Annotated in this window: 17 protein-coding genes; 6 read left to right on the top strand and 11 right to left on the bottom strand. The window is 36.0% G+C overall.

All coding sequences use genetic code 11. From position 1 onward, the window contains the following. Nucleotide 1 precedes the first annotated feature (1 nt). Nucleotides 2–634 carry a MarC family protein gene (locus G530_RS0105520; protein WP_026933578.1) on the top strand — a complete coding sequence of 211 codons (633 nt, stop codon included), beginning with the start codon at nucleotides 2–4 and terminating at the stop codon, nucleotides 632–634. Here the strand turns inward: G530_RS0105520 and G530_RS0105515 are convergent, their stop codons facing one another. Beyond that, nucleotides 635–838, bottom strand: a complete 204-nt coding sequence (locus tag G530_RS0105515) for a hypothetical protein (RefSeq protein WP_026933577.1) — start codon at nucleotides 836–838, stop codon at nucleotides 635–637. 70 nt (nucleotides 839–908) lie between these two features. Here G530_RS0105515 and G530_RS0105510 point away from each other — a divergent pair, with 70 nt between their 5' ends. The 3 genes from G530_RS0105510 to G530_RS0105500 all read left to right on the top strand — a co-directional run bounded on the left by G530_RS0105510 (nucleotide 909) and on the right by G530_RS0105500 (nucleotide 6,564). Continuing rightward, nucleotides 909–2,345 (top strand): SDR family oxidoreductase, encoded by a 1,437-nt coding sequence (locus G530_RS0105510; protein WP_026933576.1) that lies wholly within the window; start codon nucleotides 909–911, stop codon nucleotides 2,343–2,345. Between the two features lie 24 nt (nucleotides 2,346–2,369). Further along, nucleotides 2,370–3,863: a BCCT family transporter gene (locus G530_RS0105505; RefSeq protein ID WP_026933575.1), complete on the top strand. Its 1,494-nt coding sequence runs from the start codon at nucleotides 2,370–2,372 to the stop codon at nucleotides 3,861–3,863. Nucleotides 3,864–4,101: 238 nt separating this feature from the next. Beyond that, nucleotides 4,102–6,564: a right-handed parallel beta-helix repeat-containing protein gene (locus tag G530_RS0105500; protein ID WP_026933574.1), complete on the top strand. Its 2,463-nt coding sequence runs from the start codon at nucleotides 4,102–4,104 to the stop codon at nucleotides 6,562–6,564. A gap of 37 nt (nucleotides 6,565–6,601) precedes the next feature. Here G530_RS0105500 and ctlX read toward each other — a convergent pair whose 3' ends face one another. Further along, complete coding sequence (gene ctlX, locus G530_RS0105495) at nucleotides 6,602–7,525, bottom strand: citrulline utilization hydrolase CtlX (protein WP_026933573.1); 924 nt, start codon at nucleotides 7,523–7,525, stop codon at nucleotides 6,602–6,604. A 10-nt stretch (nucleotides 7,526–7,535) separates the two neighbouring features. Next, nucleotides 7,536–8,447, bottom strand: coding sequence for a dimethylarginine dimethylaminohydrolase family protein (locus G530_RS0105490; protein WP_026933572.1), 912 nt, complete (start codon nucleotides 8,445–8,447; stop codon nucleotides 7,536–7,538). Nucleotides 8,448–8,921: 474 nt separating this feature from the next. On the opposite strand from G530_RS0105490, the gene G530_RS0105485 reads away from it, so the two are divergent. Together G530_RS0105485 and G530_RS17255 are read left to right on the top strand one after the other, a co-directional pair. After that, complete coding sequence (locus tag G530_RS0105485) at nucleotides 8,922–9,950, top strand: glycoside hydrolase 5 family protein (RefSeq protein WP_026933571.1); 1,029 nt, start codon at nucleotides 8,922–8,924, stop codon at nucleotides 9,948–9,950. Further along, complete coding sequence (locus tag G530_RS17255; protein ID WP_051199697.1) at nucleotides 9,940–13,704, top strand: glycosyltransferase; 3,765 nt, start codon at nucleotides 9,940–9,942, stop codon at nucleotides 13,702–13,704. Before G530_RS0105485 ends, G530_RS17255 begins: the two co-directional genes overlap by 11 nt. Nucleotides 13,705–13,764: 60 nt before the next feature. Here the strand turns inward: G530_RS17255 and G530_RS0105475 are convergent, their stop codons facing one another. The 8 genes from G530_RS0105475 to rplQ form a co-directional block, all read right to left on the bottom strand. After that, on the bottom strand, nucleotides 13,765–15,048 hold the full coding sequence (locus tag G530_RS0105475; RefSeq protein ID WP_026933570.1) for a citrate synthase: 1,284 nt from the start codon (nucleotides 15,046–15,048) through the stop codon (nucleotides 13,765–13,767). 262 nt (nucleotides 15,049–15,310) lie between these two features. Further along, nucleotides 15,311–16,858: a glycogen synthase gene (locus tag G530_RS0105470; RefSeq protein ID WP_026933569.1), complete on the bottom strand. Its 1,548-nt coding sequence runs from the start codon at nucleotides 16,856–16,858 to the stop codon at nucleotides 15,311–15,313. A 156-nt stretch (nucleotides 16,859–17,014) separates the two neighbouring features. After that, nucleotides 17,015–18,304, bottom strand: a complete 1,290-nt coding sequence (gene eno, locus G530_RS0105465) for a phosphopyruvate hydratase (RefSeq protein WP_026933568.1) — start codon at nucleotides 18,302–18,304, stop codon at nucleotides 17,015–17,017. 141 nt (nucleotides 18,305–18,445) lie between these two features. After that, nucleotides 18,446–19,105, bottom strand: coding sequence for a hypothetical protein (locus G530_RS0105460; RefSeq protein WP_026933567.1), 660 nt, complete (start codon nucleotides 19,103–19,105; stop codon nucleotides 18,446–18,448). Nucleotides 19,106–19,109: 4 nt separating this feature from the next. After that, entirely contained in the window at nucleotides 19,110–19,640 is a 531-nt protein-coding gene (locus G530_RS16580; protein ID WP_051199695.1) for a hypothetical protein, read from the bottom strand. 132 nt (nucleotides 19,641–19,772) lie between these two features. Then, nucleotides 19,773–20,885: a glutamine-hydrolyzing carbamoyl-phosphate synthase small subunit gene (carA, locus tag G530_RS0105450; protein WP_026933566.1), complete on the bottom strand. Its 1,113-nt coding sequence runs from the start codon at nucleotides 20,883–20,885 to the stop codon at nucleotides 19,773–19,775. Next, entirely contained in the window at nucleotides 20,869–21,486 is a 618-nt protein-coding gene (locus G530_RS0105445; protein WP_156888597.1) for a hypothetical protein, read from the bottom strand. Before G530_RS0105445 ends, carA begins: the two co-directional genes overlap by 17 nt. 151 nt (nucleotides 21,487–21,637) lie before the next feature. Then, nucleotides 21,638–22,183, bottom strand: a complete 546-nt coding sequence (gene rplQ / locus G530_RS0105440) for a 50S ribosomal protein L17 (protein WP_026933564.1) — start codon at nucleotides 22,181–22,183, stop codon at nucleotides 21,638–21,640. Nucleotides 22,184–22,215 lie beyond the last annotated feature (32 nt).

Genomic DNA, 22,215 nt, shown 5'->3' with positions numbered 1-22,215 from the left:
AATGGAATTATTCATTTATGTTTTCGCAGCACTTTTCTCGGTAATTAACCCATTAGGAACAGTTCCCATATTTGTAGGTTTAACCAAAGAAGATTCAAATAAGGTAAGGTCAAAAACTTCCATTCTTACGGCCATAAACATCTTCGTGATTCTTTTGATCAGTTTTTTTACCGGAAGATATATTTTAAAATTCTTCGGAATTAGCCTTGATTCACTGAGAATAGCGGGTGGTTTGATCATTGCAACTTCAGGATTTGCTTTACTTACAGGATCCTTTTCCAAGCACAAAGGGATGGATAAACCAAGGGTTAAGGAAGATGCTTTTCAAAGAGATGGAGTTTCATTAACTCCTTTGGCAATTCCTATGCTGGCAGGACCTGGTTCAATTTCTTTTTTAATTGGCCTTTATCAGGAATATGAATTATGGAATGATAAATTAATTGCCATAGCAGCTATTTTCAGCGTTTGTTTAGCAACATTTTTAGTACTTAGAAGCTCGCACTACATCACCAGTATACTAGGAGCATCAGGAATTAATGCCATCTCAAGGATTATTGGTTTTATTGTAATTGCGATTGGTGTGGAATACATAAGTTCATCGGTGATGAACATAATGAGAAACGTGTTTAACTAATTACCTTTTTCTAAAGGCCAATCCACCCACCAGGGAGAGGATGCCGAACACGATCATTGCATAAGATTGGGTATTGTCACCATGCGCTTCAACCTGTAATGGACCTGCATCTATGGCAAATTCTGGGGTAATAAGGTTATAAACTCCATATCCCACAAGTCCGATCCCAATAATCAACAGGACAAATTTAAGCACGTTATTCATTTAATAAAGTTTTATTAATCTGAAGTGAAAATAATAATTAAATTTCTAATTTGAAGGTCAAATACTTCAAATGCGCATATTACTTACCGGTGCCAATGGTTATATTGGAATGAGGCTTCTGCCTCAATTACTTGAGCAGGGACATGAAGTAGTTTGCGCTGTTCGAAACAAGAACAGGTTTACTTCAAATGACGAACTGAAAGAAAAAGTTGAAATCGTTGAGTTAGATTTTCTGGAAGATTCTTCGGCTCCGGAAAAGATCAGGAATATTGATATTGCTTATTATCTTATCCATTCCATGACCGGTTCCACCAAGGATTTCGATAAACAGGAAGCTCTGGCCGCTGAGAATTTCATTAAAATGATGTCTGAAACTTCGGTTAATCAGGTTATCTACTTAAGTGGTATCATTAATGAAGAAAAACTTTCCAAGCATTTAAAATCCAGAAAGGCGGTTGAAGAGATTCTCTATAAAGGAGATTTTAATTTAACGGTACTTAGAGCTGCAATCATTGTTGGTTCCGGAAGCTCTTCTTTTGAGATCATCCGCGACCTTTGTGAAAAACTACCAGTAATGGTAACTCCAAAATGGGTAAAAACCAGGTCGCAGCCAATCGCAATAAGAAATATCATACAATATCTAACAGGAGTTATAGATCGTAAGGAATGCTATAATGAATCTTTTGATGTTGGCGGCCCCGATGTTCTAACCTATCAGGAAATGATGGAGCAGTATGCTGAAGTTCGGGATCTTAAGATCTGGATCGTGGGAGTTCCTTTCATGTCTCCAAAGCTAAGTTCATACTGGTTATATTTTGTAACCTCAACCTCATACAGGTTAGCTCAAAACCTGGTGGATAGCATGTCTGTTGAAGTTATAACAAAAGACACCAGACTCAAAGAAATTCTGAATATTGAACTTATTTCATATAAAGAAGCCATTAGACTTGCGTTTTATAAGATCGAGCAAAATGAAGTGCTGTCTAGCTGGAAAGATTCTTTAAGCAGTGGAAGATTTAGAAAAGAACTTAACAAATACATTCAGATCCCTAAATATGGATGTCTCCAGGATAAAAAATCTATCAAGGTAGACAATCCTGAAGAAGCACTGGAACGAGTTTGGGCCATTGGAGGACTAAATGGCTGGTATTACGGTAATTGGTTATGGAAATTTCGAGGTTATATCGATAAACTGTTTGGAGGAGTTGGACTGAGACGTGGAAGGACGCACCCCAATAATATCAATGCCGGAGATTCGCTGGATTTCTGGAGGGTTCTACTGGCTGACAAGGAAGAAAGAAGGCTTCTACTTTTCGCAGAAATGAAAGTACCAGGTGAAGCCTGGCTCGAGTTTAAGATCGACGAGGACAATGTTCTTCACCAAAATGCCACCTTCAGACCCAAAGGATTATTGGGTAGAGCATACTGGTATGCGATGTATCCTTTTCACTTTTTCATATTTGAAGGTATGATCAACAAAATTGCCAAAGGAATAAAAAAGGATTAGCTTAGTGATTAAGAACTAATCAACTTGAAGCCAGTTTTCAACAATCTACTCAAGAACAAGGAATTTTCTGTTTCTGCAGCTATCCTTTTAATTAGTTCAATTTTAATATTCCTATTTACAGATCAATTTTATAATGGGATTGAAGAGATCTCCCTTTGGGTTAGAGCATATTTTGGAAGGTTCTATCTCTGGTTAGGCCTAGGCTGCGTATTTTTTCTTCTCATCATAGCTATTTCAAAATACGGCAGGATAAGGCTAGGAAATTCTCCTCCCGAATTTGATCGCTGGTCATGGATCGCGATGCTATATTCCGCTGGCATGGGTGCAGGAATATTACTGAGAGCTGTACAGGAACCGGTTTATATGTTTATAAATCCTCCTATACAGAGCGGTGAGATTGCCGAAATAATTTCTCTGGAATATACCTTTTATCAATGGGGTTTTACTGCCTGGGCCTTTTATGGCCTTTTTGCTTTAATAATTGGTTACTCAATATTTGTTGAGAAAACTGATGTTAGATTAAGCTCAGGCTTTTCAGCTTTTAGAAAAGTTCGTTTCCTACCAAAAACCATTGATATTCTTACTATTCTTACTACAGTTATAGGCTTGGTTGCAGCCATTGGCCTGGGTACCACCCAAATAGAGGGCGGTTTAAGCTATCTCCAATCAAAACCACCAGGAACTTTATGGCAAAATATGGGGCTGGTTTTCATTATTTGTGCTTTAGCATTCATATCGGCCTGGGCCGGGGTAAACAAAGGAATAAAGAGGATCTCTAACTGGAATATTTACGTGGCAATTCTATTAATGCTTTTTGTTTTCCTAACCGGTAATATTTCTGAAATTCTATTAAACTTTCTCCAATCATTTTATCATTATTTTCTTGATTTTATTCCGTTAAGTCTGGCTTCAGGGAATTTCGATCCTGGCGTACAATTCTTAACTGACTGGACGTATTATTACTGGGCTTTCTGGCTGGCCTGGGCTCCGTTCACAGGAATCTTTATTGCCAGAATTTCAAAAGGGAGAACGATTCGTGAGATGATATTAGGTGTTTTATTAATACCTTCCATTGGTAGTTTTTTCTGGTTTAGTGTATTCGGCACCTCAGCCTTTGAGATCATTGAGAGCTGGAACGTCTATAATAACGAATTTGGAAATGTATTCACCTCCATGTTCGTATTCTTTGATGCATATCCCTTACCAATTGTTACTAGTATTATCGTAATTATTCTGCTTATTAGTTTCCTGGTAACATCTGTAGATTCAGCCATTTTTGTATTGAGCATGTTCACCGATAAGGGTAATCCTGAACCTAAAAAGAAATACCGCCTTCTCTGGGCAGTATTAATCCTAATATTTTGCGAGGCAATAATTGTGTTGGGGCAGGTTAAACCTGATTCCAATGTTTTAACCGCCATGCAGAAATTTTTGATTATCAGTTCTCTGCCATTTGCGTTTTTGAGCGTGGCCATAATCATTCTATTTTGTCGTAAAATAATAAAAAAGACTTCCTGAATCCCGTTAATACAGTAATTCAGTTTTCCAATAATTACTCGCTAATAGGCAATCTAACTGAGAAACAAATTTTAACACTAAAGAACTCAACTTCAATATGTTAAATATTGTGCATTTCGTCGATTATTTTTGTAGTTAATCGATTTATGTGGTTAGTTTGTACCGACCTAATAACCTATTTATAAAATAAAGAATTAAACCATCCCCCCAGGTGCCGTTCTTAATTCCGAAAATCTAAATGAACTTAACCTATTACCCTACAATTTTTCTCACAAGAAAAATTTACAAAATAATTATAGCCCTAATCCCTGTATTTTTCTATGCTTGTTCTACAAATGATGAAGAGTTTATCCAGGAGAATGAGTTCATAAACGAGGAAACAAATGCAAATATAGAAAGCTCTGGAACTTCAATTTTCAAGGGTATTTTCGCCACTTCCGATGCTTCGAGACGAGGGACATTTTTGCTAAAAATTCCTGGTGGCGTTAAAAACCTTAATTTTATTGATGATCATGCTCTGGGAACTATTACTCTTTCTTCAGGAGAAAGCTTTGACGCCGAGGTAACTCAAATAAAGAAAACCGATAAAAGTTCAGATGTAATGGTTCAATTTGACTCTGAAGATTTCAGTTTCAAATTTTCGATTGATGAGAATAATAATCCAGTGATATCTGATGTCAATTTTAAAAATCAGGACGGTTCTATTATTGCTACTGAAGAAACTGCTGATAATAGTGTTACGCCTATAACAGGAACTTACAAATGTACCAACTGCCAGGATCAAGACTCTCCTCTTAATGGAATTGAATTGAATAATGCCGAAAGGACATTTAATATGCTTCTTACCACTGCAGATGGCACTACAAGTATTGACATACAGGCATTGGTAGTTTCTCTCCAGGAAACTGAATTGATTTCTCAGCAATCCTGTACCTCCAATTCTGATTATACTATTTGTGTATATGGCAGTGGAGTAAATGGGACGAACGAAGATTTAGAGTGGTCTGGCATACACCGATATACCTCTTCAGAAGAAAATGGAAACATTTGCGCAACCCTGGGTGGTAAATTCGCATTCAACTATGAGAATTTTGGTAGCATTGAAGGGGAGTTTAAAAGTGATAGTACCTGTCCAGATAAAACCTATTTCCTAAGTAATTCTGGAAATGATGCTAATTCTGGCCTATCACCAGAAGATGCCTGGAAAAGTATAACAAAATTGAATACAGTTGATCTTAATCCCGGTGATCAAGTGCTTTTTAAGGGAGGAGATGAATTCTCAGGTAATTTTCATCTTGACTCGAATGACGCAAACAATAGTGCCAATCCAGTATTAATATCATCCTACGGTACAGGAAGAGCAACAATACAAGCAGGAAACGGTTATGGCATTTATGCCTATAATACATCTGGGATCAAGATAGATAAACTAATTATCGCGGGTAACGGAATGAATACGAATACTAATTCAGGAATTTCATTTTATAATGATCTGGCGGGCAATGTTAAGTTAGATTATATTGAAATTACCAATACGGAAGTTTTCGGTTTCAGGGAGTTTGGTATTGTGATAGGTGCTTATAATGGAAATTCAGGTTTCACCAATGTTCTTATTGAAAACAATAAAGTGCATGACATATTAGATGCGGGAATTTCTTCCTACGGACAGTTTTCTGCAAGTAAAACAGGATATGCTCATTCTAATATTACCGTTAGAAATTGTGAAGTTTTCAATATTATTGGATATGATAAGGGTAAACATTCCGGAAACGGAATTCTATTATCTGATGTTCAGAATTCTGTGATAGAACATTCCACCGTTTACGACAGTGGTAGCGGAAATACCAATTGTGGTGGTCCCGTAGGTATCTGGTACTGGGATGCAGACCAGGTAACCATTCAATTTTCTGAAGTTTACAATATGAGCTCCGGTAGCGATTGCGATGGTGCTGGATTTGATCTGGATGGCGGCGTAACAAATGGATTAATGCAATATAATTATTCACATGATAATGATGGAGCAGGTTTTATGGCCGGGCAATTTACAGGTGCACGTCCCATGAATAATATCACCATTAGATATAATGTAAGTGAAAATGATGCCGCCACCAATGGTGGTAGTGTGTACCTATTTAATGGCGATAATAATTCTATGAGTGATATTTATGTACACAACAATACTTTGTATTTAAGCGAGCATGGAACTAATTCTTCTGCAGCAAACATTAAATATATTTACTGGAAACCGGTTAAGGAAAATATTAATTTCTATAATAACATCCTTTATGCTGTAAATGGTGCAGATCTCGTAAATATCCCGTCAGGTTATGATGGATACTTTGCCGGAAACCTCTATTATTCAGAATCAGATTTCAGAATAAAATATAAAGGCGCGAATTATAATTCATTGGAAAGTTTCAGAGCTACCGGGAATGAAATCTACGAAGGTTTTGATTCTGGATTCCAGGCAGACCCAATGTTAAAAAATGCCGGAAAAGGTGGAATAATAGGTTTTGGCAATAGAACTTCAAGCTTGACCGCTTATTTACTCGAATCTTCTTCTCCAGCCATTAATAATGGAATTGAAATTGATGATTTTGGAAGTAGAGACTTTTTTGGTAATACACTCACCAGCAATTCCAATGATATTGGTGCTCATCAGGCAGATATCACCCGAAGCCAGGAAATCGCTATGAAATAAAAAAAAAGGTGATTCTAACGAATCACCTTTTTAGATTTTAAGCCTTGGGAAGAAAGACTTCTGCCATCATACACCTGGCGCTTCCTCCTCCACAGGTTTCGATTGTCTGAATTTCTGAACTTAGAATTTCACAATGCTTTTCTATCCTTGAAATTTGCTCCTTATTTAAACTTCTATGAGCGCGAGCACTCATTACAAGATATTTTTTCCCTAATCCCTGAACCTGAAGCATATTCCCAGCAAATTCATGCATCTGCTCTTCACTGATGGAGATGATTTCCTTATCATCCATCTTTAAATGCTTCACCAAATTCTTTCGTTCCTTCTTATCATCGATGGTATCCAGACAGATCACCGCAAACTCTTCAGCTATGCACATCATCACATTAGTATGATAAATAGGCAGCCTTTTATTTTCAACACTTTGATATGCATTAAAAATAACCGGAGTAAATTCGAAGTCTTCACAGAACTCGATCAAAAGATCTTCATCTGCTCTTGGTGAAATAGCACAATATGCTTTTTGATTGACCCTATCCAGAATAAGACTTCCTGTTCCTTCTAGGAAAACATCATCTTCTTCAGCAATCGTATAATCCACAATCTCTGTGATCTTTAATCCAGCCTCTTCTAGTCTGGCGAAATATTCCAGTCGGCGCTCTTTTCTTCTGTTTTCAGCAAACATAGGAAATAGAGCGATCTGCCCGTCTTCGTGAAACGAAACCCAGTTATTAGGAAATATAGAGTCTGGAGTGTCATCTCCGGGAACATCATCTACCACTACTACATTCACTCCAACTGCTCTTAGCTTTTCCACAAAAATGTCGAATTCCTGAGTAGCTATTTCATTTATATTATCTCCAGCAATTTTAGTCTGAAAATAATTATTCACTGCCGTTTGTTCATTCATTCTAAAACCAACCGGCCTTACCATTAAAATCGTATCTGTAATCTGCTTCATCTTATTTTTTTTAATCCCTGATTAAAGGCAGGGTTGAGCAACGCAACAAGCCTTCCTGTTTTGAAATCTCAGCATAAGGGACTTCTTCAACAGTAATTCCCTGTTCTCTTAACCATGCATTCAATCTCGTAAATCCTTTTTCTGAAATCACTACGTCTTCTGAGATGGAAAAAATATTGGAATTCATTTGATACATCTCATCGCGAGTGATTTCATATACATTCTCCTTTCCGAAGAATTCAACCAACCAATTGTATTCTTCCTCGATCAAAAATCCTTCTTTATAAAGAATAGCTTTACCTTTTCCAACGGGTTGAAAACAACAATCCAAATGCAACGCATTATCTTTTGCCACGGTATTTGATTTCTTCAGGCTAAAGGAAACAACCTTTTTATCCGGGAACGCTTGTTCTAAAGCTTCAACCGCCTGCCGGTTAGTACGCGCTGTGATAAAGTCTTTATAATCCCTGCCTTTATATGTTCCAACAAAGATGTGATCTCCCATAGGCATAACATCTCCACCTTCAATATGCGCTTCTTCAGGTAATCTAATAATCTTAGAAGAATCAATCTGATCTATAACGTGCTTGATAGCTTCAATTTCCTGATCCCGATCTGGAAGAATATTTGATATTATAAATTTGTCATCTATTACAAATGCTATATCTCTGGTGAATATTTGATTATAATCCTTAATTATTTTCGGTCTATAGACCTTGACATTATATTTTTCTAAAACTGCAGCTACGGCTTCCATCTCCCTGACCATATCCTCTTCCTTAGGATAGGTTCCACCTTTAATATGCTCCTTAGATTTAGGATCATATGCCTCCTCTAAAGTAGGAATAGGTCCTATACTTTCGGCAGTACCCAGTACAACTGCTTTAAGTTTTGAAGTCTCATTGGTTATGTGCAAGTTCATATCGCAAATTTTTGCAAATATAGCAAAAGCCTGTTCCCATAAATACTAATATTGCAACAAAACAGTAGGTTATATATAGCTTAAACATAATGTTACGTAACACTAGGTCTCAAATAATTGCTATTATATAATTGATTTTTCTTTAATATATTAGGCATGATTTAAAATCCATTCTTACTTAAAATCTTTTTTCTGAAAAAATTTAGTTTAAAACTATTAGTAGGGGTAATTTATTTTTCTACAATAGCTTGTAGTGAAAATAAATGCCAGAACCATTCAGCTATTGTTCATATTGAAAAAACTGAAGAGGGATATAGTTTAATACGAAACGGCAATCCCTATTATATTAAGGGTGGTGCAGCTCAAGCCGAATACCTAACGCAATTAAAGAACTCCGGTGGAAATACGGCAAGAATATACGACACCCTATATTTACAACGCACCCTGGATAAAGCGCATTCTCTTGGTTTAGCTGTGGTTGTAGATATTCCTTTACCTAAATTTGATAGAGATCCTGAGTTTTATGAAAATGAGAATCTATTTAGAATCCTTAAGAATAAAGTCGGGAATACTGTAAAAAAATTTCATGATCATCCTGCCCTCCTTTATTGGAATTTAGGGAATGAGATTTACTACCCTTACCTTCATAAATCTACCGATTTCTTTTCAAATTACAACGAGCTTATAGACCTGATCCATACAATAGACCCGAATCATCCTGTAAGCACATCTACAATTGGAGCCAATAAATCCAGAGTGCTAACAATCAACACCAAAAGTCCCCAATTAGATTTTATTTCTTTTAATTCATTTGGGGTACTAAGCAAATTTTCCAGCAAATTAGCTCCCATCGCACCGATCTGGGATGGTCCACATGTTATCACGGAGTGGGGTGTTAATGGACCATGGGAGGCAGCTTTAACAAGTTGGAAAGCGCCCATTGAAGAAACCAGTACAAAAAAAGCTGAACAGATAAGAGAGCGCTATTATAGCTACATTGAACCAATCAAAAAAACAGGATCTTTGGGAAGTTTTGTATTTTACTGGGGTAAAAAAAACGAAATAACACCATCCTGGTATAGTCTTTTTGGAAAGGATAGACTTAAAACTCAGGCAGTCTTCGAGCTCGAAAATATATGGAAAGAAAAGAAGGAGAAATACAACGGCCCCGAATTAGATTATGTTCTGTTAAATGATAAAGGAGCCATGGATAATATAATAATTACCCCCAATTCAGAAGCTATTGCCGAGATAAAATTACCTGATTCAAACAAACAGGATTTAAGCTATACCTGGGAGATCAGGCCAGAGTCATGGTATCGCACAGGTGAAAGCAAAATAGCACCTAATATAAATTTTTCGCAAATAGACAGAAAAGCACGTTTTAAAGCTCCTAAAAACGAAGGGCCTTATAGGTTATTTGTATACTTAACGAACGGCACTGAATTTTACGCAACTGCGAATATTCCATTTTATGTTTTAAACCCACATAATGCGGAATAACATCAAACCACCTACAAAAAACGAGAATAACCTTATCAAGTTTTTAATAATGCTTGGTATTGTAAGTATTCTAAACTTTCTGTACTTCTTTTTTCAGAGTGACTATAGAGGTAATTTATTTTTATATTCATTACTCCTCATTAGCCTACTCTATGGAATAGCTAAAAAATTATACCTGTGGTATAATTATTCTAACATATCTATACCTCTAAAGCCTGAAAGTACTGAAGAATTCACAGTTGATATTCTAACAACATACTTTCCCGGGGAGCCAAGACAAATGGTTATCACAACTCTAGAGGCAATTCTCAAGATCAAATATCCACATGAAACATATTTGTGTGATGAAGCTGATGATCCCTATCTCAAAAATTTCTGTGAGAATCATGGTATTCATCATGTAACCAGAGACAATAGAATAGATGCGAAAGCCGGAAACATTAATAATACACTTCGGAAATTTGCTAAAGGTGAAATTGTTGTAATATTAGATCCAGACCATATTCCTGATTCTAATTTTCTGGATGAAGTTATCCCATATTTCTCAAATCCTGAAATTGGGTTTGTCCAGTCAGTCCAGGGATATTATAATACGAAGGAAACTTTGGTAGCTCGAGGAGCAGCGGAACAAACTTTTCAGTTTTATGGTCCAATGATGATGACCTTAAATTCTTATGGTAGTGTAAACGCTATTGGTGCAAATTGTGTATTTAGAAGATCGGCGCTGGATAGTATTGGCGGGCATGCGCCAGGGCTTTGTGAGGATATGCATACAGCAATGAAATTGTACGCCAAGGACTGGAAAGGCGTTTATGTTCCTAAAATATTAGCCCAGGGCTTATCCCCTTCTAACATTACCAGCTATTTTAAACAACAATTAAAATGGGCTCGTGGAACTTTTGATCTCCTTTTCAATGTATATCCCAGATTATTTAAGGATTTCTCCAACAGACAACGAATTCATTTTGGTATCCTTCCACTTCATTATTTAAGTGGGGTTATATGTCTTATTAATTTTATAATACCAATTATATCACTTCTATTTTCTGTAACACCATGGAAGGGTAACATTATAGATTTTGGTTTAGCATTGTTACCCGTAGTTGTAAGTTCAATCTTGATTCGAACATTTATTCAAAAATGGGTGATAGAAAGAAAAGAAAGGGGTTTTCATATAATTGGTGGACTTCTCGAAATCAATACCTGGTGGATCTATCTGCTGGGTCTTTTTTATACTATCATAGACAGAAAGATCCCTTATTTACCAACGCCTAAAGAAAATGAGTTTGCAACCAATCTAAAAATAATCACACCTAATTTCTTAATCGCAACTCTCTCTTTACTGGCTGTCTTTATAGGGTTATCCCGAGACTATACTCCCTTTAATATTCTCATGTCTGGTTTTGCAATATTCAATGCTATCATCATGGTCCTGGGGATCTACCTAACCATAAAGTCAACCAATGAGAATAATATTTTAAAGAATAACCTGAACAAGAAGGTCTTGAAAAGTTTAAATACCTTCAAGTTTAAATTTTATTCAAGTGGTAACTCTATATTTAACATAACAAGAATTACAGCACTTCCGCTTTTACTTCTAATTCTTATAGGTTCAATTTGGCTTAAACAACAGCAAGATTTATCGAAATGGGAAAATTTAAACCCTATTAAATTTGAAATTAATGCAGGTTCCTATCTGGGTATATTTCAGCCAGATAGAGATACTGGGATAGTAAATTTGAAACAAATAGATAAAATTGAAATGAAACAAGATGTGGATTTCGATATTATCTCTATTTATCTGGGCTGGGACCTTAATGACTCTACCATTTTTCCCGAAAGTCTTATGGATTCTATTGTCCTTAAAGATGCAATTCCTATGATTACCTGGGAGCCTTGGATAAATCAAAGCGCTTCCACTGGAGAAACAAGAACTAGTGGAATCTTTAAACAAATATCAAATGGTGATTTTGACGATTATATTTCAAATTTCGGAAAGAAGTTGGCTGAATTTGACAGACCGGTTTACTTAAGATTTGCGCACGAATTTGATAACCCTCAGTATCCGTGGAGCCAAACCAATGGTGATCTAAAGGAGGAGTTTAAAGCCGCATGGAAACATGTTTATAATATTATTAGAGTTCAGGGAGCTCATAAAGTGATAATGGTATGGAATCCCTGGCAATCTGAAGAAATGCTAGATTATTATCCTGGAGATGATTATGTAGATTGGATTGGCATTACCCTCTTAAATTATGGACCATTGAATAGAAGTGGCCAAAGTGTTTCATTCAAAAATCTCTATCAGCCATTCCACGATAATTTATTCTGGTTTACTAAAAAACCAGTCATGTTAGCAGAATTTGGATCTATCAACACAGGAAGTGATCAAGTAACATGGCTTAAAGAGGCTGCTAAAACTATTGAATCTGACTTTCCGGAAATATCAGCTATTGTAATGTTCAACAGCTCTTACGATAATAATATTCCCGAAGGAAGAATACATCTTGAAAAATACATTAATTGGAAAACCGATTCCATTAGTCTATTTAAAACTAATAGTAAGAACCCTAGCTTTATTTTTAAGGAAGAAGAAAGCCTGGAGACAAAACAAAAGAAACGTACAGAATTTGCAAAAAAACTCCGTGGAGTTCGATATAAAAAAGGTGTTAAATGGAATGAAAATTATTATGTTCTAAGTAGAGAAACATTGCTCAATGACTTTAATTTAATGAAAGAGAATGGTATTAATACAATTCTCTACCCAGGAGGAAATGTATACGACTATAATACTTTAAAATATGCTGAAGAGACTGGCATCAAAATACTTTTCGATTTTCAGCTTATCGAGCCTTCCAATTTCTTAGTTGATAGCCTGAAATTAAAGAAACAGGAAAAGGCAATCTTTAATAAAATTGAAGAAATTAAAACTAATCCGAATTTAATTGGGTTTTCTTTTAATTTTCAACCGGAACTTTACCATTATAAGCCACTGCTTTTTCAGCAAAGGCATGCAATGATAAAATGGTATAGATCAATCTTATCTAAAATAAAATCTCAACACCCATCTATACCCCTAATCGTTAACATCCAATTAAATCATGATACTCAATTTCTGCTTAAAAACCTTAATGAGCAATTACCGGCAGATTACTTCGGCTTAATTATTCAAGATACATTACACCTTGATGAGACTATAGATTATATGAAAAATAACGAGATCTCAGTATTTATTAGCTCCATCCCGCCAGAAATATATGATTTTGAAAACCTTAAACCTTCCTCTGTAATAATTCAGAATTGGCAGGATGAAAGACTAAGTAATAAATTAAGTTTTGACGGAATCCTGGATTTTGAAGGCAGAAAAAAGAACAGTTTCAGAAGAATAAGTGAGCAATGGGGCAAAAATTTTTCAACTGAACATGATGCTAACATCAGGATCTTAAAACCTGCTGTTCCTCTCCTAGCAAATGAGAATATGACCTATAAGGCGATGATATTTAGGGATAATAAATGGATAAGGCCGGAAGAAACAGATAGATATATGTTATATGAATGGACTCTAATAAAAACTGATACTTTTGGAAATCCATTAGCTATAAAACAATTAGGGACCGGACATAAGATCTCTTTCAAAATACCTGAAAACTACGAACATTACAAGCTTTTATTAACAGTAGAATCAACTTCAGAAGATTATGTAATGAGAACGATTTCAAATTTAAACACTCCTTTAAAAACATCTGAAAATTAAAAAAGCTCCATCTGATGATGAAGCTTTTTTTATGAATTCAGTTTTGATAAAAATCAAAGATTATCTGTTACCAAGAGGCTTGTATTCTCTGTGATTCTCACCTACATAAATTTGACGAGGACGACCAATTGGTTCTTTTTTCAATCTCATCTCTCTCCATTGTGCGATCCATCCTGGAAGCCTACCTAATGCGAACATTACGGTGAACATCTCTACTGGAATTCCTAGTGCTCGGTAAATAATTCCTGAATAGAAATCTACGTTTGGATATAGTTTTCTTTTTACGAAATAATCGTCTTCTAAAGCTTCTTTCTCTAAACCTTTGGCGATATCAAGAACAGGATCATCAACTCCTAATTGCGCAAGCACCTCATCTGCAGACTTCTTAATGATCTTCGCTCTAGGATCAAAATTCTTATATACTCGGTGTCCAAAGCCCATTAAGCGGAAAGGATCTTCTTTATCCTTAGCCTTTTGCATGAACTTATGGGTGTCTCCACCATCTTCCTTAATCTTTTCAAGCATTTCTATCACTGCCTGGTTTGCACCACCATGTAATGGCCCCCAAAGTGCAGAAATACCTGCAGAAAGTGAAGCAAATAATCCTGCATGAGAAGAACCTACCATTCTCACCGTTGAAGTAGAACAGTTTTGCTCATGATCTGCATGAAGAATTAATAATTTATCCAACGCATCGATCACCGCCTTATCTACACTATAAGCTTTATTCGGTTTTTCGAACATCATTTTATGAAGATTCTCTACATAACCAAGATCTTCATCTCCGTAGTTCAGCGGAAGACTATTTTTCTTTCTTAAAGTCCATGCTGCCAGAACTGGGAATTTCCCCAAGATCTTAACGATCGCCTTGTACATATCCTCTTCTGAAGAAACATCAACTGAAGATGGATTAAATGCAATAAGAGCACTGGTTAGTGAAGAAAGCACTCCCATAGGATGAGCAGATTTTGGAAATCCGTCAAGGATCTTTTTCATCTCCTCATCTACATGAGACTGTTCTTTAATATCCTTATTGAACTTTTCTAATTGTTCTTTATTCGGTAATTCTCCGAAGATCAAAAGGTAAACAACTTCAAGAAAATCAGCTTTTTCAGCCAGATCTTCAATTGCATAACCACGATATCTTAAAATACCTTTTTCACCATCCAAAAAAGTGATAGCACTCTCGCAGCTTCCAGTATTTTTAAATCCAGGGTCTAACGTGATAAGCCCTGCTTCTCCACGTAATTTTTTAATATCTATCCCTATTTCATCTTCGGTTCCCACGGTAACGGGAAACTCATATTTCTTTCCGTCAAATTCGAGTGTCGCTGTTTTAGACATATTATATTTAGTTCTTTTAGATTAATTTTTAAGGATTGCTAAATTACGAAATTTACTGTTAAAATAATTTTAAGCATAGTAACGAAATTTCATAAATACCCCGATTTTATTCAGTTTTCGTGAATTTTAACTATAGTCAACAAAAAACTTGGGGTAGTTTTAATAAGAATGGCCTGAATATGGAAAAAATATCGCTTTCTATATTTAGTCTCTATATGTACATAAACGATCTCGTTAGCTTTAAAAAGTTAGCAGAAAGAGATCAATTTTCTATACTATAAAGCTTTTCATAATATTCGTCTACAGATTTCTCCCAGGTAAATCTTTGCTTTTTAGCCTTAGCACATATTTTTTTCCATTCCTTTTTATCGTTGAAAAAAAGATCGACCGCTTCTGAAAAGATCCTTATAAAATTCTCAGTTTTCTCCGCTGTTGTTTTTCCATCGAAACTAAAACCTGTTTTTCCATGGATCACAGTATCTTTTAAACCACCTGTATGATGAACTAAACAAGGCTGACCGTTTCTCATGGCAAGCATCTGACTAATTCCGCAGGGTTCAAACTGACTAGGCATCAGGTATAAATTAGAATCCTGATATAGCATATCTATAATACTGTCTGACTGGGCATTGATAAAGATGAAATTCCTATACTTATAACTGGCCTCTCTGAAAATGATCTCATATTCTGGCGCACCAGTTCCAAGGAGAATATAAATCCCATTCACCTCTGTAAGCTTCTGCATCAAACCTGCTAATAGCTCTGGATTTTCCTTAAAGAAAAAGAATTTCTGCTCTGTCAATCTGGCCACACTGGAACAGATAAAATCAGGTTTATGCTCTTGCCAGCGAGTAATTTTTTCACCGGTATGTGCGAGATAATGTGCTTTATAATCTTTCTTTTCTTCCTGAAGCCACCTGAATAATCTGCGTACGCATTGTCTTAACAGAATCCCTTTTTCAACTTTCTCAATATTCGAGTAATTAGCGCCATTAAGAATACCAAACAATCGGTTATCTTTTTCAGCAATTTTGAGATCTTCCTCCAACCCTTCTCCTCCAATAAAATGAGGCGCATCACTTGGTTTCTGAATATCTTCTTTATAGGATGGTGAAACAGTATGTACTGCATCGGCAAGTCTAATTCCCACCGCCATAAGATTAATACAGTCCTGGTAACGATGATCGTAAAGTAATTCACGATCATAAACTATCTCAGGGAAAAATGCATCTACAGACGAGAAATTATTACTAAAAGGTCTTATTCCCTGGATCGCAAGGTTATGAATTGAATAAACAAATCTGATATCCTTAAGCACTTCAAACCTTGGATTGAATTCTCTTAGAAATAGAAGCATACTGGTATGCCAGTCATGAAGATGAATTATATCTATAGCTTCGAAGACATTTTCCCTTATCGCCGCAGCTACTCCGGTACAAAAAAGGGAAAATACGTTCGCATCTGTATAAAAAGCCTGATCTGGATCATTATAGTAAATATGAGCTATATCTCCCGACTTGATATCGGGATGATGAAAAACATAATGCTTAATCCCCTCTATTTGCTTTTTACCTGGAATTTCATAGATCTCTCCATTATGAGGAACGCCCCGGAATACAAAATTGACATCTGCAACTTTGGTCGCTTCAGAATTATGTAATCTGGAATATGCAGGAGTGATCACATTTGCCTTATTTCCTTTGGCTGCGATCTGCCTAGGCACATCTCTAACAACATCTCCCATGCCTCCCGCTTTACAGCGTGGAATTCCATCATTTTCCGCAGCAATAAATAAAAAATTGGTTTTCAAATGGTCTGGTTGGTTAATTAGCTGAATTTAGTAAATAAGACTCAGCTACCACAGTCAGGTTAATTAAATGATTGTTAATATAACATATAAATAAATAAGGGATGAACAAAAAAGCCCCTTCTTTCGAAGAGGCTTCTCATTATATTCACTCAAAGATTATTTTATCTTGAAAGCCTTATCCTGCGGATAATATGCAACATACCCTAATTCCTCTTCTATTCTTAGTAATTGATTGTATTTAGCCATACGATCACTACGAGATGCAGAACCGGTTTTTATCTGTCCTGTATTAAGAGCAACAGCAAGATCGGCAATTGTGTTATCTTCAGTTTCACCTGAACGGTGAGACATTACAGAAGTATAACCTGCATTATGCGCCATATTTACAGCGGCAATAGTTTCGGTTAATGTACCAATCTGGTTTACCTTAATAAGGATAGAGTTGGCTATGTTTTCTTTAATTCCTCTACCAAGACGTTCAACGTTTGTAACAAAAAGATCATCTCCTACTAACTGAACTTTTTCACCAATTTTATCTGTAACTGCTTTCCAGCCTTCCCAGTCATTCTCATCCATTCCATCTTCAATAGAAATGATCGGATATTTAGAAGCTAATTCTGCAAGATATTCTGCTTGTTCCTCGCTAGTTCTTACTTTTCCTTTGTCACCTTCAAATTTTGTATAATCGTATTTTCCATCTACAAAGAATTCAGCTGCAGCACAATCTAATGCGATCATAACATCCTTTCCAGGAGTATAGCCTGCTTTCTCTATCGACTTCAAAATAGTATCCAAAGCATCTTCTGTTCCATCCAAGGTTGGTGCAAAACCACCTTCGTCACCTACAGCAGTACTAAGACCGCGATCATGAAGAACCTTTTTTAGGTTATGGAAAATTTCAGTTCCAATTTTTAAAGCATGAGAAAAACTATCTGCCATTACCGGCATGATCATGAATTCCTGAAATGCGATTGGAGCATCACTGTGGGAACCTCCGTTAATGATATTCATCATTGGTACGGGAAGTGTATTTGCGCTCACCCCTCCTACATACCTGTAAAGTGGCATATTTAATTCGTTCGCAGCCGCTTTTGCCACCGCAAGAGAAACACCTAAAATAGCATTCGCTCCTAATTTAGATTTATTTGGCGTTCCATCCAGGTCGATCATGGTTTGATCTATCAGGTTTTGTTCAAAAACTGAATAACCTAGTAACTTTTCTGCAATCGCGCCATTTACATTTTCAACAGCATTTTTAACTCCTTTCCCCATAAAGTCATCTCCACCGTCACGAAGCTCCACAGCCTCATGTTCTCCAGTTGAAGCTCCTGAAGGAACTGCAGCACGCCCCATTATTCCGTTCTCTGTGTATACATCTACCTCTACAGTAGGATTTCCTCTTGAATCAAAAATCTGACGTGCGTGAATATCTAATATAGCGCTCATTGTATCTTTATTTTTTTAGTTAGTTGAACAACCTGCAAGATACAAATCCAATGCTTAAAAATCGACTGAGACCGTTAGTTTTAAAGCATTTATAACATAAAAAGATACTAAAACGTTTTCGCTAAATAAGATAATGAGAGGCTATTTCTGGAATATATCAACATAAACTCGAATGGTTAGTCCAATACCATCTTCACTGCCGCCATTGTAATTTCGAGAAGTATTGGCGAACTGTAAATTATTAAATTCTTTCTCTGTATTTATAGTGCTATAGTTCAATAAAACACTAAAAGTAACTTTATCCAGATCAAAGAAATTCCCTTCAATCCCAGCCGAAAAATTCCAGAAATCAATTTTCTGCGAATCATCAATTGCCTCAGAAAGCTCATATGAATTTCTATTAGGAGAGAAATAGCGCTTGTATGTTCTAATATTACCAATATTGAATTCCGGAATAATCACTAAAGCTGCTTCTTCATTACCAAAGGTTATTTTCGGGCCTAGTGAGATTACGAAAGAGTTAAATCTGGAGTCAAATTTCGCAAGGCCCTCAGGAGGATTCTGATCAAAATTTAAAACTTCCAATTCTTTAGGAGAACCTGTATAATACTTTAAACCTATTTCTGGAGCTAAAAATCCAACTTCAAATAATTCTGCACCTATTTCGAACGAACCATAGATATTCTTCTCAAATCCTTTATTGTATAAGCCATTAAATCCAGCGTATATCTTTGGACTAAACTGCGAATGAGCAGGAATAGCACCCAGGATAAATAGAAGCAAAAAATGAATTTTTTTCATGAATCTACCTTCCTAATTTCCATCCTAACTGCAGTCCGAATAAAGGAGTGAGATAAGCATTCCCACCTTCATTAAAACCCATACCTAGTCCAAGATTAAGATTTAATTTGAAGCCACTATTGTAAATTCTTTGCAAGCCCCAGGCAGGACCAACAAAACCGGCAAAATCATCTGTATATTCCAGATCACCAATAATTGGTTTTCCGCTCGTAATAGAGGCTACTCCGGCGATATAATTTGCGCTATTTTCCGATGTCTTTTTTCCCTTATCAACTCTATTACCGAAATTATAATAGTAACGATACTGAGCCTCGATTCCTGGAAATAGACCGAATGCTTCCCCACCGTAGGAAGAATTATGATAGGCAAAACCCACCCCCAGGTTCATATCTATTGTGGAGCGACCGGCTACCGCTAACTCATATTCAGCAGAAGGCGCTAAAAGATTCAAGGAAAACTGGCTTGCGGTAGTTGTTTCTTGAGAGGAAACATTTAAGGAACCAAAAAATGTAAGAAAAAATAAAAGCTTTTTCATTAAAACTAAATTGAAGAATACTCAAAGCTATACCAATATAATTTAATACCAAATTTTATTGCATCCCCAAGAGTGATAAAAAAAGCCGAACTAAATAAGTCCGGCTTTTTAAAATACTCAAATTATATAATATCAAACCTTTACAGATTTTATCCTATCAATAAATTCATCAAATAAATAACTTGCATCGTGTGGCCCAGGGCTTGCTTCTGGGTGATATTGCACTGAAAAGGTATTCTTGTTCTTCATAGCCAGACCTCCTACAGTACCGTCATTCAAACAAATATGAGTTACTTCAACTTCCGGATGTGCTTCGGTTTGTTCCTTATCTACAGAGAAACCGTGGTTTTGAGAAGTGATTTCTCCTTTACCGGTTACCATGTTCTTTACAGGATGATTAATACCCCTATGTCCATGATGCATTTTATATGTATCAATTCCATTAGCAATGGCTATGATCTGATGACCAAGACAAATTCCGAATAATGGATGATCCTTTTCTATGATCGTTTTAGTGACATTTATTGCACTTTCCAAGGGTTGAGGATCACCAGGACCATTTGATAGGAAATAGCCGTCAGGATTCCACTCTTTCATATCCTCGTAAGTAGCATCATATGGGAACACCTTTATATAAGCATCTCTTTCTGCCAGGTTTCGCAGAATATTAGTTTTAATCCCTACATCTAAAGCTGCGATCTTGTAAGTAGCATTTTCATTCCCGAAGAAATAAGGTTTTTTTGCAGAAACCTTTGAGGCAAGTTCAAGACCGTTCATATCTGGAACTTCGGCAAGCTCTTTCTTTAAACCTTCTATATTTTCAACATCTGTAGATATAATAGCATTCATAGCACCATTTTCACGAATATAGGTCACCAAAGCTCTGGTATCTACATCTGAAATAGCAAAAATATTACTCTCCTCCAGAAATTCCTCCAGAGTTCTGTCAGCAGCAGGCCTAGATTGAGTGTAACTAAAATTCTTACAGATAAGGCCGGCAATTTTAGGCGAATCAGATTCGTTTTCACTTCCGCTAGTACCGTAATTACCAATATGTGCATTGGTTGTCACCATTAACTGACCAAAATAAGATGGATCTGTAAAGATCTCCTGGTAACCGGTCATTCCCGTATTAAAACAAACTTCTCCTGTTGCACTTCCCTCTTTATTTCCAACTGCTTTACCATAAAAAATGGTTCCGTCTTCTAATAAGATAATCGCCTTACGTTTAGCCTGATATTTCATTGGTATGTAATAAATTTAAAAGCTTAATTACTTCTCCTTCTTTCCTTAACGACCAGTTTTCGTCTTTCGTAATTTTCTTCACTTCTTGCTTTTGATCGTCAAAATATTTTAAAATATTCCTTTTGTTTAATGTAATTAATTCTGATTTTCCATTTTCAGAAAAATAATAATTTTCAACAACCCTTATTCTATCTGGGCCATCGTATCTTCCATTTAAAGGATTAATTGATTGTTTGTAAGTTTTGGTCTCAAATGATTTATAGAACATGAAATCGTTATGAGAATAAAGTAATTCCTCAAATCTTGATCCATCTTTACTGATTGGGATTAATAGCTTTCCATTAATTTTTAGGCTATCTATATTATTCCCTGTAAAAGCATATAGACTATCCTTTACTCCGAGAAATTCTATCGCGTCTTTTTCAATATTATAATTGACTTGTAACAGATTTAGTTTTCTTCCGGTTAAATAGATTTGAGCAGATGACCAATCCTTATTTATATAAGTGGAACCTTCCCGAACCTGATTTTTCACTTTTCTCCCTACAATCCAATTAGAGTTTCTCATAGTATTATTAACATCCATTTCTTCTTCATTCAAATTCTGAGAAAAAACAGAACTAATACAAATTAAAATGATTACGAAGGTGAGAATCGAAATTTTCATGAAAATGTTTTAAAAAAAGATATAAAAAAAGGATAAACTGAAACAGTTTATCCTTTTAAAATTTAGGCGATAATAAGAATCATATCTATTCTTCTTTTTTATCGTCTTTTTTTTCTTCAGCTTTAGACTCTTCAGCCTTTGGCTCTTGTTTTTTAGTTTCTTTAGCAGAAGCTTCTTTCGGCTCAGCAGTAGAAGCTGTATCTTCAGCTTTCTTCTTACCAGCACGACGAGTAGATTTTTTCTTCTTAGGCTTCTCTCCTACGTTGTAGGTTTCATTGAAGTCTACTAGTTCTACAAGCGCCATTTCTGCAGCATCTCCAAGACGACTACCAAGTTTAATAACTCTGGTATATCCTCCCGGACGATCTCCTACTTTAGGAGCTACCTCACGAAACAATTCGCTTACCGCTTCTTTGCTTCTAAGTTTACTAAACACAAGACGTCTGTTATGCGTTGTATCATTTTTACACTTAGTTACTAATGGCTCTACAAATACTTTAAGAGCTTTAGCTTTAGCAACAGTCGTATTAATACGCTTGTGCTCGATCAGGGAACATGCCATATTCGCAAGCATTGCCTTACGATGTGCAGTTTGTCTACCTAAGTGGTTTGTTTTCTTTCCGTGTCTCATGACATTTTTTGTTTCGTCATCTTGCTGCAACT

The sequence above is a fragment of the Christiangramia echinicola DSM 19838 genome (genome assembly GCF_000423065.1).
GTDB lineage: Bacteria > Bacteroidota > Bacteroidia > Flavobacteriales > Flavobacteriaceae > Christiangramia > Christiangramia echinicola.
Note: the sequence above shows the minus strand (reverse complement) of the source record. Positions and strands in the feature narration are given on the sequence as shown.